The sequence below is a fragment of the Sphingobium vermicomposti genome, assembly GCF_011762025.1.
Taxonomy (GTDB): domain Bacteria; phylum Pseudomonadota; class Alphaproteobacteria; order Sphingomonadales; family Sphingomonadaceae; genus Sphingobium; species Sphingobium vermicomposti.
The window spans coordinates 819,451-834,324 of sequence record NZ_JAASQR010000002.1 but is presented as its reverse complement, the minus strand read 5'-3'; the positions used below and the strand labels follow the sequence as shown (position 1 = coordinate 834,324).

The following is a 14,874-nucleotide window of genomic DNA, read 5'->3' as shown; positions in this document are numbered from 1 at the left end:
CGTCCAAGAAACATTCTGTTTTGTGGATGCAAGTCTAAATAGCCATCCCATCTGGAAAAATTATCCCTTTGCGCCTATGTACGGGCGAACAGGTTTTCAGGGGCGCTTGCATGCTTCGTAATCTTATCGCTTATCTGGACTCGGTAAAATCGCGTGATCCAGCGCCGCGTTCGCGCGCTGAAATCCTGATTTATCCGGGGGTTTGGTCGCTCGCCTTCCACAGGGTCGCGCACCCTCTTTTTCGTATGCGGCTGTATTTCCTTGCCAGAGCCGTCAACCATCTGTCCCGTTTTTTGACGGGCAATGACATTCACCCCGGCGCGCGCATCGGAAAACGCTTCTTCATAGATCATGGCTTTACCGTCATCGGAGAGACGGCGGAAATCGGCGACGATGTAACATTATACCAGAATGTGACGCTGGGCGGCACGGACCCGGCCAATGGCATTGCGGGTAAACGCCATCCGACCTTGGCGGACGGAGTCATCGTCGGATCAGGCGCGCAGGTCCTGGGACCGATCCAGGTTGGCGCCCGCGCCCGCGTGGGGGCGAACGCCGTGGTGACCAAGAATGTGCCCGAAGGCGCGACGATGGTCGGCATTCCCGCGCGGCAGATGCTGGTCGATGTGACCGCTTACCAGCGGGACTTTCTGCCCTACGGCACCCCCTGTTCGGACTGCTACGATCCCGAAAAGCAGAAGCTGGAACTTTTGCAGTGCGAGGTCCAGCAATTGCAGAAGCGTCTGGCGGAACTGATGGATGAACGGGCAAGCCAGCCCGCGGCCCCCGACGACGACATATCCGTGTTCAAGGAGCGTGGTCGCGCCTGATGAGCAATGTGACGCCGTTCCCTTCCCACGGCGCACGGGCTGCCCAGATCGGCTTCGACCGTCTTGAGCTACAGCGAATTTTGGACCTTTACGGTCGCATGGTGTCGGCGGGTCACTGGCGTGACTATGCCATCGACCTTGGTCGCGATGCCGCGATTTTTGCGGCTTTCCGCAGATCGGCTGAACGTCCCGAATATCGGATCGAAAAACGTCCGGCCCTGCGCCATCGCCAGGGCATGTGGGCGCTGATCAATGAAGCAGGCCATATCTTAAAGCGCGGCACCGAACTTCAGGGCGTCCTCGCCCCCGTGGAACGCCGCCTCCTGAAAGTCGTACGCGACTGATGTAAGTGTTTGCTTACTTGCTATCGTTGAGGCTGCGCAATTGTGTAGAACCTTCATGGTTTAGGAAAGTCCCCAGCTCTCCAACAAACCTTTCAAACTGATCATGATGCAACCAATGCCCAGCATCGGCAAACTCGACCAGCCGGGCATCCTTGAAATGCGCCATCCTCCCATCCCTCACCGGATTCGACGCCCAACTGTCAAGTCCCAGGCAAAGAAGGACAGGACAGGCAATGCGCGACCAGAATTGCGGCAGCTCGACCTCCGACACATTTTCCGGCGGCTGAATCCGCAAATCAGGATCGAACTTCCAACCATAGCTACCGTCCTCGTTCCGATTGACGCCATGCGAAGTCAGATGCAGCGCCTGTTCAGCGGACAGATGATTATTGCGTTCCTGCATCCGTCCTACAGCCGCTTCGATCGTGGCATAATGGCGGGCTGAGCGCCGGGCGCTGGCGCGACGGTCTGCGATCCACTCGCCCCACTGATCGGGCATGGGAAGGGCAGCTTTCTCCTTCAGTCTGTCCGGCGAAAGTCCCAGCCCTTCGATAGCCACCACTCGCTCAACACGATCAGGAAACAGCCCGGCATAACGCAGCGCAATCGCGCCGCCGAGCGAATGTCCGACCAGCGTTACCTTGTCGCGGCCGACCTGGTCCATCAGTTGCGCCAGATCATAGACGAAGTCCGCCGTCAAATAGGAACCCTGCCTCGACCACCCACTGTCGCCATGACCGCGCAGGTCGGGAGCGATGACATGATAGTTCTGCGCCAATAGCTTCGCGGTCCAGTCCCAACTGCGGGCATGATCCATAGCTCCATGCAGCAGAATGAGCGTCGGCGCGGACGGATTCCCCCAATCGACATAATGCAGCCTTGTCCGAAGGGATGTGTAGAAATGCGAGCTGGGGCAGAGCGGAGGCGATGAGGTCATGTGATTCCATGTGCCGAAAACGATGGGCCGCTTGATACTCATCTTCCTTCGACCAACTCCACAAGGCTGGCAAGCATCAGCCTGGCCCGACACATGAAATGTAGCAGGTTTTTTGCAGGCTGGACTGCCGATGCTCGGATTGCCGTCCAACAACCGTGCCAAAACGGGAGATAAATGCCTTTAGGGGATCGGTTTCAGCTCGGAAGGCCGGATAATCCAGCAGAGCGGCCAGTTGCACATCCTTTCCGTGCGATCGACACCATCCGCGCCAGTTCGGCTTGCTTGAACGGCTTGTCGAGCCTGAGCCGCCTCGTCGCATGAGGTGGGAGTTCGGCGAAACCTGTGATGATGACGATCGGCAGGCCTGGATGGATTTCTTCCAGAGCATCGGCCAGTTGCGTGCCAGTCATATGCGGCATGGCATGATCGGTGATCACCATGTCGACCTGGCCTTGATTCAATATGCGCAACGCGTCGGCCGCCGACCCCGCCTGAAATACGGTGTGGCCCAGTTCCTCCAGCATGCCAGCAGTATTGGTGAGGACCAACTCATCATCGTCCACCGCCAGGATGACGAGCGGCTGGTCTTCGGGAGCGAAGATGGCGTCAAGCGCATCGGAAGAAGCTTCTGTTGCCGGGATTTCGGGCGAGGCGACGGGCAACCACAAGGATACTGTCGTTCCCTGACCGGGATCGCTGGAGATGATCAATGAACCGCCGCATTGCTCCGCGAAACCATGAACCATCGACAAGCCAAGACCCGTGCCTTTACCGACCCCCTTGGTCGTAAAAAAAGGTTCGCGGGCACGGTTGAGCGTTGCTTCATCCATGCCTTCGCCTTCGTCAATCACTGACAACCGGACATAGCGGCCCGATGCGAGGTCCGGGCGCTGAAGGGCGTGCACATCCAACTCCATGCCTTCTATGACAAGGCAGCCGCCGTCCGGCATGGCGTCACGGGCATTAACCGCCAGGTTAAGTAGCGCCAACTCCAATTGCCCTGGATCAGCACGAGCGCAGCTGAGCGAAAGCGGAAAACGTGTTTCGATCGACACGGTGGAACCAAGCGTTGAATCCAGAAGGCTGGCCATGTTCCGCACCAGGGCGATACAATCCACGCTTTCCAGCCGCAATTCCTGCTTGCGAGCAAATGCGAGCATACGCTGGGTCAGGGTGGCACCGCGCTCAGCAGCGGTCATCGCATTATCGATATAACGCGAAATGTCCGCCCCGCTCGCCAGCCTCTGCCTTGCGAGGTCCAGGCTGCCCACAATTACGGCAAGCAGATTGTTAAAGTCGTGCGCCACTCCGCCGGTCAGCTTGCCGATGGCGTCCATTTTCTGTGACTGGAAAATGGCTTCGCGCGCTTCCTCCAGCGCCATCTGCGTTTCACGCCGTTCGGTAAGGTCGCGTGTGACCTTCGCAAAACCGATCAATTCACCCAACAGGTTTCGGATGGGATCGATGACGACATTGGCCCAGAAGCGGGAGCCATCCTTGCGGATGCGCCAGCCTTCCGCTTCAAACCGACCTTCTCGCACCGCCGTTTCCAGCGCGCGTGTCGGCACACCCGCCAACCGGTCTTCGTCAGAATAGAAGCGCGAAAAATTCTGACCCAGAATTTCCTCGGCCGTGTAGCCCTTGAACCGCTGAGCGCCCGCGTTCCAGCTGGTGATGGTGCCGACGGGGTCCAGCATATAGATGGCATAGTCGGTGACGCTTTGCACCAGCAGGCGAAACCGTTCCTCGCTCGCCTTCAACGCTTCTTCAGTGGCGCGTCGTTCGGTTAGGTCACGGGTAACCTTGGCGAACCCGATGAGTATGCCGTCTGAATCGCGAATTGGATCGATAATGACATTGGCCCAGAAGCGTGAGCCATCCTTGCGGATGCGCCAGCCTTCCGCCTCGAACCGACCCTCATGTTCAGCAGTCGCGAGCGCCAGGGCGGGGATACCCGCCGCCCGATCATCAGCCGTGTAGAATCGCGAAAAATGCTCGCCGATAATCTCGTCGGCGTCGTACCCCTTGAACTTGCGAGCGCCCGCATTCCAGCTGACGATGACCCCAGAAGGATCAAGCATGTAAATGGCGTAATCGGTGACGCTTTGGACGAGCAGTTCAAAGCGGTTTCCAGAGTTCTCCGGCGCCGCCGTGCTCATAATGCCCCCGTAAAAATCATTATATCTTCTTGAGACATTCAAACTTGCTGAGCGGTCGTTCGTTCCTCTTGGACGCGCACAGTGCCTCCGTCCGAGCCTAGCTCATTGGAAAGAAATACTTATTTGTTTCCGTCAGGTTTCATGCAATTTGCACCGCATCGGCGTCGTTGACGGCCCCTGGCACAGCCGCTAGGCGGATCCAGCATGCGGGTGTAGCTCAATGGCAGAGCAGAAGCTTCCCAAGCTTACGACGAGGGTTCGATTCCCTTCACCCGCTCCATCTGAAACTTCGGCTCTTCATTCCATCGGTCGCTGGTGCTGATAGCCCAATGCCATGGCATATCCATTCTGATGCCACGCCCCGAGCCGACATGCGGGATCAACCGACTGTCTGATGCCTTGGCTCTTGTGACGCAGCCTAGGTTTTTTGACGGACCTTTCCTCCTCGGTGACCGTTAGCGCTTCCCCACTTGCAGGAGCAGAGCATGAGCACCGATAGCACGATTTCTACTCTCAACGGTTTGATTAAGACGACGCTCGACAGCGTGAAGGGTTTTAGGGATGCGGCCAAGGATGCCGAAAGCACGCAGTTTTCTTCAATGTTCGCCGATTTCGCGCGCGAACGGAGTGAAGCTGCTACCGCCCTTCAGGCGGAGGTAAGGCGCTTGGGCGGTGATCCGGAAGACGACAGCAGCTTTCTGGCTGCGGCTCATCGAACCTTCATGGACCTCAAACAGGCGTTTACCGGCAAGGACGATAAGGCGGTCGTTCAGGAAGTTGAGCGTGGTGAGGACTATATCAAGGGCAAGTTCCAAGACGCACTGAGCAACGCCGACCTCGACCCAACATCGCGTGGCGTGGTCGAACGCGCCTACCAGTCTGTGCAAGCTGGACATGACCGCGTTAGCGCATTGAAGCATAGCATGGGCTGATCGGATGCGGGACGCCTAATCTGGGTGTCCCGCACATTCGCATGTGGCTGCTTATGGAAAAAGGGCCGCTCCAATGGGCGGCCCTTCATCTTTGCAGTCGAAAAAGTCAGCGCTGCTGGCCGCCTTGATCGTCCCGGCGCTCTTGCTGGCCGCCACCCTGCTGACGACGCTGTTCATCGCCCTGCTGGTTCTGCTGTCCGCCGCCCTGACCCGGCTGCCCGCCCTGCTGCGTGCGTCCACCATCTTCTTGATTCTGCTGTCCGGGATTCTGGGGCTGTCCGCCCTGCTGGTTGCCTTGGTTCTGATTAGCCATTTTTGGGATCCTCTCATGCGCCGGGGGTGACGCTAAGATAGAACCAGTTGGGGGAAAGTCGCGTTCCCTGGGACTTGCTGATCGAGATCAGTCTTAAATGTCTTTAGCCCGTTTTCCGCAGTTACCCCACCTGACGCTTGGCAAGCTTGCGGGCGAGTGTGCGGCGATGCATGCCCAAGCGCCGAGCGGTTTCGGAAATGTTGAAATCGCTGTCCTTGAGAACTTCATGAATATGTTCCCATTCCAGCGTCTTGATCGATGTCGGGCGGGGTGCGAGCGGGGTTGATGTGTCGCCTGCTGATCGTGCGAACGCGGCTTCGATGTCGTCAGTGTTGGACGGCTTGGCGAGGTAATGGGAGGCGCCCAATTTGATTGCTTCGACTGCGGTCGCGATGCTGGCGAAGCCAGTCAGCACTATGATCAGCATTCGGGCATCGTGGGCATGAAGCGCCTGCACGCACACCAGACCGGATTCGGCACCCAGTTTCAGGTCCACGACCGCATATTTGGGATGATGCTGTTCCAGGATGGTCAGTAGCGCTGCCTGGCTGTCCGCGGTCAGCACGCAATAGCCGCGCCGCTCGAACGATCGTTTTAACGTACGGGCGAAGGCTGCGTCATCCTCCACAATGACCAGCAGTTTTTCCTGCGGGTTCGGGCCCTCATCATCCATCCGCCTGCTCCTCCAACGCTACGGTCCCCAGCGGCACCCGCATCAGGACCAGCGCGCCGCCGTCCGCCCCGTTGCTGGCGCTGACGCTACCGCCCAGCTTGCGAACGACATTGACGACCAGGAAAAGACCTAGCCCGCTGCCCTGCTTGCCCTTGCTGGAACGGTAAGGCTTGCCAAAATCGGCCAGCATTGCTTCGGTGAACCCAGTGCCATTATCGCGCACTGCGATATTGAGCGAAAGATTGTCTCGTCCTGCAAACAGGTCGATATGGCTTGCTCCAGCCTCCCGCGCGTTGTCCAGAAGGTTGCCGATCGCTTGCCGGATTACTGGATCAGCAATGATGCGCGGATAGTCGTGCGGGCCATAGTCGCAGCGCAGCGGCATGCCGGGGTTGGCTGAGCGCCAGTCCTCCGCAATGCCTTCGATGAAATCCCTTACGTTAGTGACTTCGGGAGCTTCACCGCGTGCTTCTCCGGCCGACAGAAGAATGCCGGTCAGGATCGTCTTGCAGCGCTGCACCGCCGTTTGCATTTCCTCCACTTCCTCCTTCAACGCCGGATGGTCGCTGATCTCGGGCATGTGCTGCCAGTCGCCCAGTACGACCGCGAGTTGAGACAAGGGAGTCCCCAGTTCATGGGCCGCGCCTGAAGCAAGCAGGCCCATGCGAACGATATGCTCTTCTTCGACCGCCTGTTGCCGCAGCCGTGCCAGATACGTCTCGCGCGCTTGTAGGTTACGGGCCACTGGCATCACGAACAGCACCAGCAGCACCGCAATCATGGTAAGGCAGATCCAGGTTCCAACGATGTGCAGGTCGAACAGGCGACCTTCCATCGCGTCGGAAAGGCCGAGAGGCCGGTACATAATCGATAGCATTGCCGCGCAGACTGCGGACATGAGGACAATGCCCCATATGCTCCATCGATCGAGCAGCACCGCGCCCAGCGCCACCTGCAAGAGATAGAGTGAGATGAACGGGTTGGTCGCCCCGCCGCTGAGATATAGCTGTGCGGTTAGCATCAGCACGTCGAACAGCAGCGCGAAGAACAGTTCTGCGTGGGCAACGTCGGTGCGGCGGCGGAGTGTGGCGAAGGTGACGATATTCACCGCCGCGGCGATGGCGGCAATCAGCAGCATTGAAGTGACAGGAAGGCTGATGCCCATGGCCCGGTGCACGAACAGGATGGTCGCGACCTGTCCAGCGATGGCTATCCATCGCAGTTGCACCAGTAATGCCATATTCTTGCGCCCAGCGGCGTCGGCTGGCCACTGGCTGGGTAGCCAGCGACCACTGAAAAGTGGATGGAGCTTCACGCCCGGCGTACTTTCCATTCGTGGCGCATGACCACTATGTAAGCGCCCGCGACCATCGCCGCCAGCGCGAACCATGTGATCGCATAGGGTAGATGATTATTCGGAAAGCGGACGATGGTAAGGCCGCCGATCGGTAGCGTGCCGGAAGCGGTGCTGTACTCCTGGTCGAGGAAATAGTTTGCGACGGGAGAAGGCAAGTCGTGATTGCGGCTGATCGCGGCTACATCTCGTGAATACCATCGGCCTGCCTTGGGATCATTGGCGCGCAAGAATCCGCCACGCGGTTCCGTTTGGCGCAGCAGACCGACAATCCGTACAGTGCCGACAGGACGGGCATAGCTGGAACGGCGATCCGGCGGCACAAAGCCGCGATTGACGATCATCGTGAATCCGCGATCGGTGATCAGCGGCGTCATCACCCAATATCCGGGGCCGCGGATCGTGGAGGCCTGCACCAACGTCGCTTGATCATGCAGAAAATGGCCGCGCGCCGCTATGCGCAGATAGGTGTCGTTGGGACTGGCCAGAGGCGGGGCCGGGCGAGGGCGGTCATGGATGCGCGTTTCGACCTGATGGATCAGCGCGCGCTTCCACTCTAACCGATGGATTTGCCATATGCCCAAGCTCACCAAGCCCGCGAACAGGAGCGCGGCGATGATCGACAGGCCGATCAGAACCCCTGTCGGCCGCCGCTTTTCAATCACGGCATCTGGCTCATGTCATGCGGGGACATGCCCTGCATCTGGGGCATCATGTTGGTGTTCAAATGGTACATGACCCACATGGATCCTGACAGGGTGATGACGACCAGAACGATGGTGAAGATCAGCGCCATCATCGTCCAGCCGCTTTCCGACCGGGTGTTCATGTGCAGGAAGTAGATCATGTGAACGATGATCTGCACCACGGCAAAGGCCATGATGACGATTGCGGTGGTCTGCGGATTGGCGAAATATCCGGTCATCACCAGCCAGAAGGGGATGGCCGTCAGAATCACCGACAGGGCAAAGCCGATCATATAGCTGCCGAAGGTGCCGTGGCTCTGTCCCGCTTCATGATGGTCATGGGCGTCGTGCTGATCGTGCGCGCTCATCGCAGCATCCCCATCAGATATACAAAGGTGAAGACGCCGATCCAGACGACGTCGAGAAAGTGCCAGAACATCGACAGGCACATGAGACGGCGCTGATTGGCGGGGATCAGACCCTTTTTCGCGACCTGCGCCATCAGCGTCACCAGCCAGACGATGCCGAAAGTGACGTGCAGCCCGTGCGTGCCCACGAGCGCAAAGAAGGCCGACAAGAAGCCCGACCGCATCGGTGTCGCGCCTTCATGGATCAGGTGCGCAAACTCGTACAGTTCGATGCCAAGGAAGGCTAGGCCGAACAGGCCGGTGATCGCCAGCCAGGCCTGCGTTGCCGCGACGCGGTTCTTTTCCATCGCCAGCATGGCAAAGCCATAGGTGATCGACGAAAATAGTAGCATCGCCGTGTTCAGCGCCACTAGCGGCAGGTCGAAAAGGTCGTGGGGGCCAGGTCCTGCCGCATAATTCCCGCCCAGAACAGCGTAGGTCGCGAACAGGCAGGCGAAGATGAGGCAATCGCTCATCAAATACATCCAGAAGCCCAGCATAGTGCTGGACCCTTCAGGGTGATGCGGCTCTTCCGCCAGGTGAAAGAGGGGGCGGCCGTCCTTGTCCAGGAAGGCGGCGTCGACGGTAGCTGTGCTTGCCATATCGGTTCAGCCCTGCATCGCGAGCTGGCGTGTGCGCTCGCTCTCGGTGCGCTCGACCACATCCTGCGGGATATGAAAGTCGCGCTTATAGTTGAAAGTGTGGCCAATCGTGACGGCCAGGATACCCACGAAGCTGAGGCCTGCGAGCCACCATATATACCAGATCATGCCCACGGCGAATGCGACGGACAGTCCGCCAAGAATTACCCCGGTGCCGGTATTGCTGGGCATATGGATCGGACGATAGCCACTGGTGGGACGCTGATAGCCGCGCTTTTTCATGTCCGCCCACGCGTCGCCATCATGAATCACGGGCGTGAAGGCGAAATTATAGTCGGGCGGCGGTGAACTGGTCGACCATTCAAGCGTGCGACCATCCCACGGGTCTCCGGTCGTGTCGCGCAGCTTGTCGCGGTTGATGATGCTGACCGCGAACTGGATGAACATGCACGCAATGCCGCCGGCGATCATGAACGCGCCCAGCGCCGCGATCTGGAACCAGATTTGCAGGGACGGGTCGTCAAATACCCGCATGCGACGCGTGACGCCCATCAGGCCCAATATGTAGAGCGGCATGAAAGCGACCCAGAAGCCAACGACCCACAGCCAGAAGCTGCGCACGCCCCATGTCTTGTCGAGCTTGAAGCCGAACGCTTTGGGCCACCAATAGTTGATCGCAGCGAACAGGCCGAACAGCACGCCGCCGATGATCACGTTGTGGAAATGCGCGATCAGGAACAGTGAATTGTGCAGCACGAAGTCGGCTGGCGGCACCGCGAGCAGCACGCCGGTCATGCCACCGAGCACGAAGGTCAGCATGAACGCCACCGTCCACATCATCGGCAGCTCGAAACGGATGCGGCCGCGGTACATGGTGAAGAGCCAGTTGAAGAGTTTCGCCCCGGTCGGGATGGAGATGACCATCGTCGTGATGCCGAAGAAGCTGTTGACGCTGGCGCCCGATCCCATGGTGAAGAAGTGGTGCAGCCAGACGAGGTAGCTGAGGATTGCGATGACGACCGTGGCGTAAACCATGGATGAATAGCCGAATAGACGTTTGCTCGAAAAGGTCGAGGTCACTTCGCTGAAGACGCCGAACAGGGGGAGGATGAGGATGTAGACTTCGGGGTGGCCCCAGATCCAGATGAGGTTCACATACATCATCGGGTTGCCGCCCATGTCGTTCGTGAAGAACGCCGTGCCGACATAGCGGTCCAGGCTGAGCAGGGCGAGGACGGCGGTCAGGACCGGGAAGGCGGCCACGATCAGGACGTTGGAAAGGAGAGACGTCCACACGAAGATGGGCAGCTTCATCATCGTCATGCCGGGCGCGCGCATCTTGACGATGGTCGCGATAAGGTTGACGCCTGACAACAATGTTCCGACGCCTGCCACCTGCAGGCCCCAGATATAATAGTCGACCCCGACGCCAGGCGAATAGGCGATGCCCGACAGCGGTGGATAGGCGAGCCAGCCGGTGCGCGCGAATTCGCCCACGAACAGCGACATCATGGTGATGACGGCCCCTGCGGTGGTCATCCAGAAGCTGAAATTATTGAGGAAAGGGAAGCTGACGTCCCGCGCGCCGATCTGCAGCGGAACCATGTAGTTCATGATGCCGGTGATCATGGGCATCGCCACGAAGAAGATCATGATGACGCCGTGCGCCGTGAAGATCTGATCATAGTGATGCGCGTTCAGATAGCCTTCCGACCCGTTGAACGCCATCGCCTGCTGCAACCGCATCATGATGGCGTCGGCAAAGCCGCGCACGAACATGATGAGGCCCAGGATCATGTACATGATGCCGATGCGCTTGTGGTCGACGGTGGTGAACCAGTCGCGCCACAACATGCCCCACAGGCGATATTTGGTGATGAGGCCCAGAATGGCTATCCCGCCGACGATGACCGCGAGGAAGGTGCCGATCAGGATCGGTTCGTGGAACGGGATTGCGCTCCAGTCGAGCCGACCGAAGATCAGTTTCCAGATGCCGCTATTTTCGGATGCGGGATGGGGAGACATAAGGTTCAAGGCCTTGAAGAGGAATATGGATGTCGTGCGACGGCAGGAGTCCAGGTCAGGCGGCCGAACTGGGCTCCTGCCTTCGCAGGAGCACTGTGCGCCGGTTCGTTAATGCCCATGATGGCCGCCCATGTGATTGCCCATATGGCCATCGGCATCCTTCTGTCCGGGTGCCTCATTGCCTTGCGCCGCCGGGGTTCGGTCCGCCGCAGGGGTCATGCCGGAAGGCTGGGCGATTTCGCCCTTCTTGCCTGGCTCCACTGGGTGGAAGCCGCCGACGTCGATCGTGCCGTCATGGCGCAGCCCTTGCGTGTCATGGGCCGATTCCTTGCCGCCGCCACCATGCATGTCGGTCATCATGACGTCATCCATGCAGCGTTTGCCGGGTTGAGCGCACATGTTGAGGGCGGCATGGAACAGCCGGGGTTCGACGCTGGCGAAATATTTTGGCGGCACTTTTTCGCTCGGCTGTTCCAGCTTTACATAGGTGGCGCGATCAAGCGGCGTGCCGGTCGCTTTCACCTTTGCCACCCACTGGTCGAAGCCGCGCTGGTCCATGGCGTGAAAGCGGAAGCGCATGTTGGAAAAGCCCGCGCCTGAATAGTTGGCGGAAAAGCCTTCATAATTGCCCGGCTTGTTCGCGACGGCGTGCAGGACCGTCTGCATCCCCGGCATCGCGTAGATCTGCCCGGCAATTGCAGGAATGAAGAAGCTGTTCATCAGCGTCGACGACGTGATCTTGAATTCTATCGGCTGGTCTATGGGAGCAGCCAGTTCATTCACGGTGGCGATGCCCAGTTCCGGGTAGATGAACAGCCATTTCCAGTCGAGTGCGACCACTTCGACCTGAAGTCGTTTCGCTGTCGGATCAACCTTGCGCTCATGATCCAGCCGTTCGATCGGGCGATAGGGGTCCAGAAGATGCGTGCTGGTCCAGGTGATCGCGCCCAGCGCGATGATGATCAGCAGCGGCGCGGCCCAGATCAGCAGTTCAAGGCTGGTCGAATGATCCCAATCGGGGTCGTAATCCTTCGCCTTTGCCTTTTCCCGGTAACGCCAGGCGAACCACACGGTCATCGCCATCACCGGGAGGATGATGAGCAGCATCAGCAGCGTGGACACGAGAATGAGATCGCGCTGTTGCAGTGCAACATCGCCGGCAGGAGACATGACGACCCAGTTGCATGCCCCGAGCGGCAACAGCAGCAGCGGGACGAAATAACGGGCAACGGCGGGTGACAAGGCGAGTCGGCGAGCGGTCATGTTGGTCGCATAAGGGGGTGGCACAGGGTTCGACATTGGACCTTTTGTCCTATCCCCTCGCGGGTGCAAAATCAGGCATGACCATTTTGATCATCGGGATGATTCGCTATGCTGCAACAATGTGGGGCATAGATCGTCCTGCACCATGAAGGCCAGTGACAACCCATGACTTCAGCGACGACCACGCCATCCTCCACATCGATGGAGCGCGACGCGCGAAATGTCACCGCGCGTGACAAGCGTGTGGCACCGGGTGAAATCGCCATCGGGGTGATCATCGGGCGGACGTCGGAATTTTTCGACTTCTTCGTCTATGCCATTGCGTCGTGCATCGTCTTTCCTGCGCATGTCTTTCCCTATCTGAGCCCGCTTTCGGGCACGCTCTGGTCCTTTGCCATCTTTGCCCTGGCGTTCGTGACGCGTCCGATCGGCTCTTTCATCTTCATGGCGGTTGACCGGGCCTATGGTCGCGGCGTCAAGCTGACCATCGCGCTGTTCCTGCTGGGTGGATCGACCGCGTTCATCGCCTTCCTTCCCGGCTATGAGACGATCGGCATCTGGTCGGCGGTGCTGCTTGCGGCATTCCGGGCGGGGCAGGGGATCGCGCTGGGGGGCACCTGGGATGGCCTGGCCTCGCTCCTGTCGCTCAATGCCCCGTCGAACAAGCGTGGCTGGTATGCGATGATGCCGCAATTGGGCGCGCCCATCGCGCTGGTGGTGGCGAGCGGCCTTTTCGCCTTTTTCCTGTCGAACCTGTCGCAGGCCGATTTCCTGAGCTGGGGTTGGCGCTACCCGTTCTTCGTCGCGTTCGCGATCAATGTCGTCGCGCTGTTCGCCCGGTTGCGCATCGTCGTCACCCATGAGTTCGAGCGACTGTTCGAAGCGCGGGAACTGCAACCGTCACCCGTGATCGAAACCGTCCAGAAGGAAGGGCGCAACATCGTCATCGGTGCTTTCGCTCCGTTGGCCAGCTTTGCACTGTTCCACATGGTGACGGTGTTCCCGCTCAGCTGGATCGCGCTGTATACCGACCAGCCGCTGGAGCGATTCCTGGTGATCGAGGCCATCGGCGCATGCGTCGGCGTTCTGGCCATCATCGTGTCGGGATTTGTCGCGGACATGGTCGGTCGCCGTGCGCTGCTGGCCTGGTCGGCATTGGGCATCGGCATTTTCAGCATCGCCGCGCCGCTGCTGCTGAGCGGTGGCGAATTGGCCGAAATCGCCTTCATGATCCTGGGGTTCATCCTGCTGGGCCTTAGCTTTGGCCAGTCGTCGGGCATCGTCGCTTCCAACTTTTCCAGCGCGACACGCTACACCGCTTCGGCGCTGACGTCCGATCTGGCCTGGCTGGTGGGTGCGGGCTTCGCGCCGCTGGTCGCGCTGCTGCTGTCGAGCAATTTCGGGCTGGCGGCGTCGGGTGCCTATCTGTTGTCGGGCGCGATTGTCACCGGCCTGGCCCTGTTCATCAACAAGGAACTGGCGGGCAAGGATCGTTAGTCGCTGCCTTGCGACCGCATCCGTTTCAGGGCGAGGCGGTCGAACCACCAGTTGGTGTCGATGCGCGGCCTGAACCGTCCCAGCCACAGCGGGTAGAGGTCGGACAGCCGCGCGGGCAGGCCGTCCGGCCCTTCGCGTCCCATGATGTCGGACACAATCCGGTTCTGGAAGAAACGCACTGAGTAGTTGACCATCCGTCGATGCTGCATCCACCAGCTTGATGGACTGGCCAGCCGGACCGGGTCGCAGAAAAAGCCTGCTTCCGGGCAGGCGACGACACGGTCACGCTGCCACGCGGAATCGGATTGCAAATCGGTATGCGCCCAGGCCGCGATCAGCCCGTCGTCGCCGATCAAATCGTTGGGCAGGCGAAGGCCGCGCGCGCGAATGCGCTGAACGAAGTTTCCCGACAGCGCATAAAGGTCGCCGAACAGTCCGCCTTCTTCGCAGAGGAGGCCGCGATAACGGTCAGCCAGCCGTCCGTTCATGGGCAGGGCCGCTGCGGCGTTGGCTTGCGGATTGGCGGTCAGCGCGGACAACAGGGCATCGACCGACCCTTTGGCGATCCGCGCGTCTCCATCCATGCAGAGGACGGCGTCTTCGTCGCCATCGAGCAGGTCGTGCACGAAGCGATTCCATGTCCGCGCCTTTCCGCCCGTTGCGAGTTCATGCACGATGACGTTGGTGCGTCCTGCCGTCGCTGCCCGCGCCCGTGCGGCGGTAGCGTCGGTCGATCCGTTCACCAGCACATGATAGATGATGTCGGTGCGGTCCAGGGGGAGCGAAGCGAGGCAGGCGTCGATCCGCCGTTCTTCCTGATGCGCGAAAATGCCGACGGCGATGCGCATGATG

At 59.7% G+C, this 14,874-nt stretch carries 15 protein-coding genes and 1 tRNA gene; 6 read left to right on the top strand and 10 right to left on the bottom strand.

From position 1 onward, the window contains the following. Positions 1-110: 110 nt before the first annotated feature. Together epsC and FHS54_RS08895 are read left to right on the top strand one after the other, a co-directional pair. Positions 111-830 (top strand): serine O-acetyltransferase EpsC, encoded by a 720-nt coding sequence (gene epsC / locus FHS54_RS08900; RefSeq protein WP_167303420.1) that lies wholly within the window; start codon positions 111-113, stop codon positions 828-830. Further along, entirely contained in the window at positions 830-1,174 is a 345-nt protein-coding gene (locus tag FHS54_RS08895) for a DUF2794 domain-containing protein (RefSeq protein ID WP_167303419.1), read from the top strand. Before epsC ends, FHS54_RS08895 begins: the two co-directional genes overlap by 1 nt. Positions 1,175-1,187: 13 nt before the next feature. Here FHS54_RS08895 and FHS54_RS08890 read toward each other — a convergent pair whose 3' ends face one another. Continuing rightward, entirely contained in the window at positions 1,188-2,111 is a 924-nt protein-coding gene (locus FHS54_RS08890; protein WP_167303418.1) for an alpha/beta fold hydrolase, read from the bottom strand. A gap of 194 nt (positions 2,112-2,305) precedes the next feature. Beyond that, the gene (locus FHS54_RS08885) at positions 2,306-4,270 is read right to left on the bottom strand and encodes a hybrid sensor histidine kinase/response regulator (protein ID WP_167303417.1); all 1,965 of its coding nucleotides are present in this window, start codon (positions 4,268-4,270) and stop codon (positions 2,306-2,308) included. A gap of 206 nt (positions 4,271-4,476) precedes the next feature. Between FHS54_RS08885 and FHS54_RS08880 the strand changes: the two genes are divergently transcribed. The 3 genes from FHS54_RS08880 (at position 4,477) to FHS54_RS08870 (ending at position 5,545) form a co-directional block, all read left to right on the top strand. After that, positions 4,477-4,550: transfer RNA gene (locus FHS54_RS08880), tRNA-Gly, on the top strand. A gap of 205 nt (positions 4,551-4,755) precedes the next feature. Then, entirely contained in the window at positions 4,756-5,202 is a 447-nt protein-coding gene (locus FHS54_RS08875; protein ID WP_167303416.1) for a ferritin-like domain-containing protein, read from the top strand. Between the two features lie 73 nt (positions 5,203-5,275). Then, positions 5,276-5,545, top strand: coding sequence for a hypothetical protein (locus FHS54_RS08870; RefSeq protein WP_167303415.1), 270 nt, complete (start codon positions 5,276-5,278; stop codon positions 5,543-5,545). 91 nt (positions 5,546-5,636) lie between these two features. Here the strand turns inward: FHS54_RS08870 and FHS54_RS08865 are convergent, their stop codons facing one another. The 7 genes from FHS54_RS08865 to cyoA form a co-directional block, all read right to left on the bottom strand. Next, positions 5,637-6,188 (bottom strand): response regulator transcription factor, encoded by a 552-nt coding sequence (locus FHS54_RS08865; RefSeq protein ID WP_167303414.1) that lies wholly within the window; start codon positions 6,186-6,188, stop codon positions 5,637-5,639. After that, on the bottom strand, positions 6,181-7,521 hold the full coding sequence (locus FHS54_RS08860; RefSeq protein WP_167303413.1) for an ATP-binding protein: 1,341 nt from the start codon (positions 7,519-7,521) through the stop codon (positions 6,181-6,183). The genes FHS54_RS08865 and FHS54_RS08860 overlap by 8 nt, the downstream gene beginning before the upstream one ends. Continuing rightward, a complete protein-coding gene (locus FHS54_RS08855; protein ID WP_167303412.1) occupies positions 7,500-8,207 on the bottom strand; it encodes an SURF1 family cytochrome oxidase biogenesis protein in 708 nt (235 codons plus the stop codon). Before FHS54_RS08855 ends, FHS54_RS08860 begins: the two co-directional genes overlap by 22 nt. After that, positions 8,204-8,596, bottom strand: a complete 393-nt coding sequence (gene cyoD / locus FHS54_RS08850) for a cytochrome o ubiquinol oxidase subunit IV (protein WP_167303411.1) — start codon at positions 8,594-8,596, stop codon at positions 8,204-8,206. The genes FHS54_RS08855 and cyoD overlap by 4 nt, the downstream gene beginning before the upstream one ends. Then, the gene (gene cyoC, locus FHS54_RS08845; protein WP_167303410.1) at positions 8,593-9,237 is read right to left on the bottom strand and encodes a cytochrome o ubiquinol oxidase subunit III; all 645 of its coding nucleotides are present in this window, start codon (positions 9,235-9,237) and stop codon (positions 8,593-8,595) included. The genes cyoD and cyoC overlap by 4 nt, the downstream gene beginning before the upstream one ends. Positions 9,238-9,243: 6 nt before the next feature. Beyond that, positions 9,244-11,262, bottom strand: a complete 2,019-nt coding sequence (gene cyoB / locus FHS54_RS08840; protein WP_167303409.1) for a cytochrome o ubiquinol oxidase subunit I — start codon at positions 11,260-11,262, stop codon at positions 9,244-9,246. A gap of 108 nt (positions 11,263-11,370) precedes the next feature. Continuing rightward, a complete protein-coding gene (cyoA, locus tag FHS54_RS08835; RefSeq protein ID WP_167303408.1) occupies positions 11,371-12,525 on the bottom strand; it encodes a ubiquinol oxidase subunit II in 1,155 nt (384 codons plus the stop codon). A 165-nt stretch (positions 12,526-12,690) separates the two neighbouring features. Between cyoA and FHS54_RS08830 the strand changes: the two genes are divergently transcribed. After that, on the top strand, positions 12,691-14,022 hold the full coding sequence (locus FHS54_RS08830) for an MFS transporter (protein ID WP_167303407.1): 1,332 nt from the start codon (positions 12,691-12,693) through the stop codon (positions 14,020-14,022). On the opposite strand, the gene FHS54_RS08825 is transcribed toward FHS54_RS08830, so the two are convergent. Beyond that, a complete protein-coding gene (locus FHS54_RS08825; RefSeq protein ID WP_167303406.1) occupies positions 14,019-14,870 on the bottom strand; it encodes a glycosyltransferase in 852 nt (283 codons plus the stop codon). The two genes, FHS54_RS08830 and FHS54_RS08825, sit on opposite strands and share 4 nt — an antisense overlap. Between the last annotated feature and the right edge of the window lie 4 nt (positions 14,871-14,874).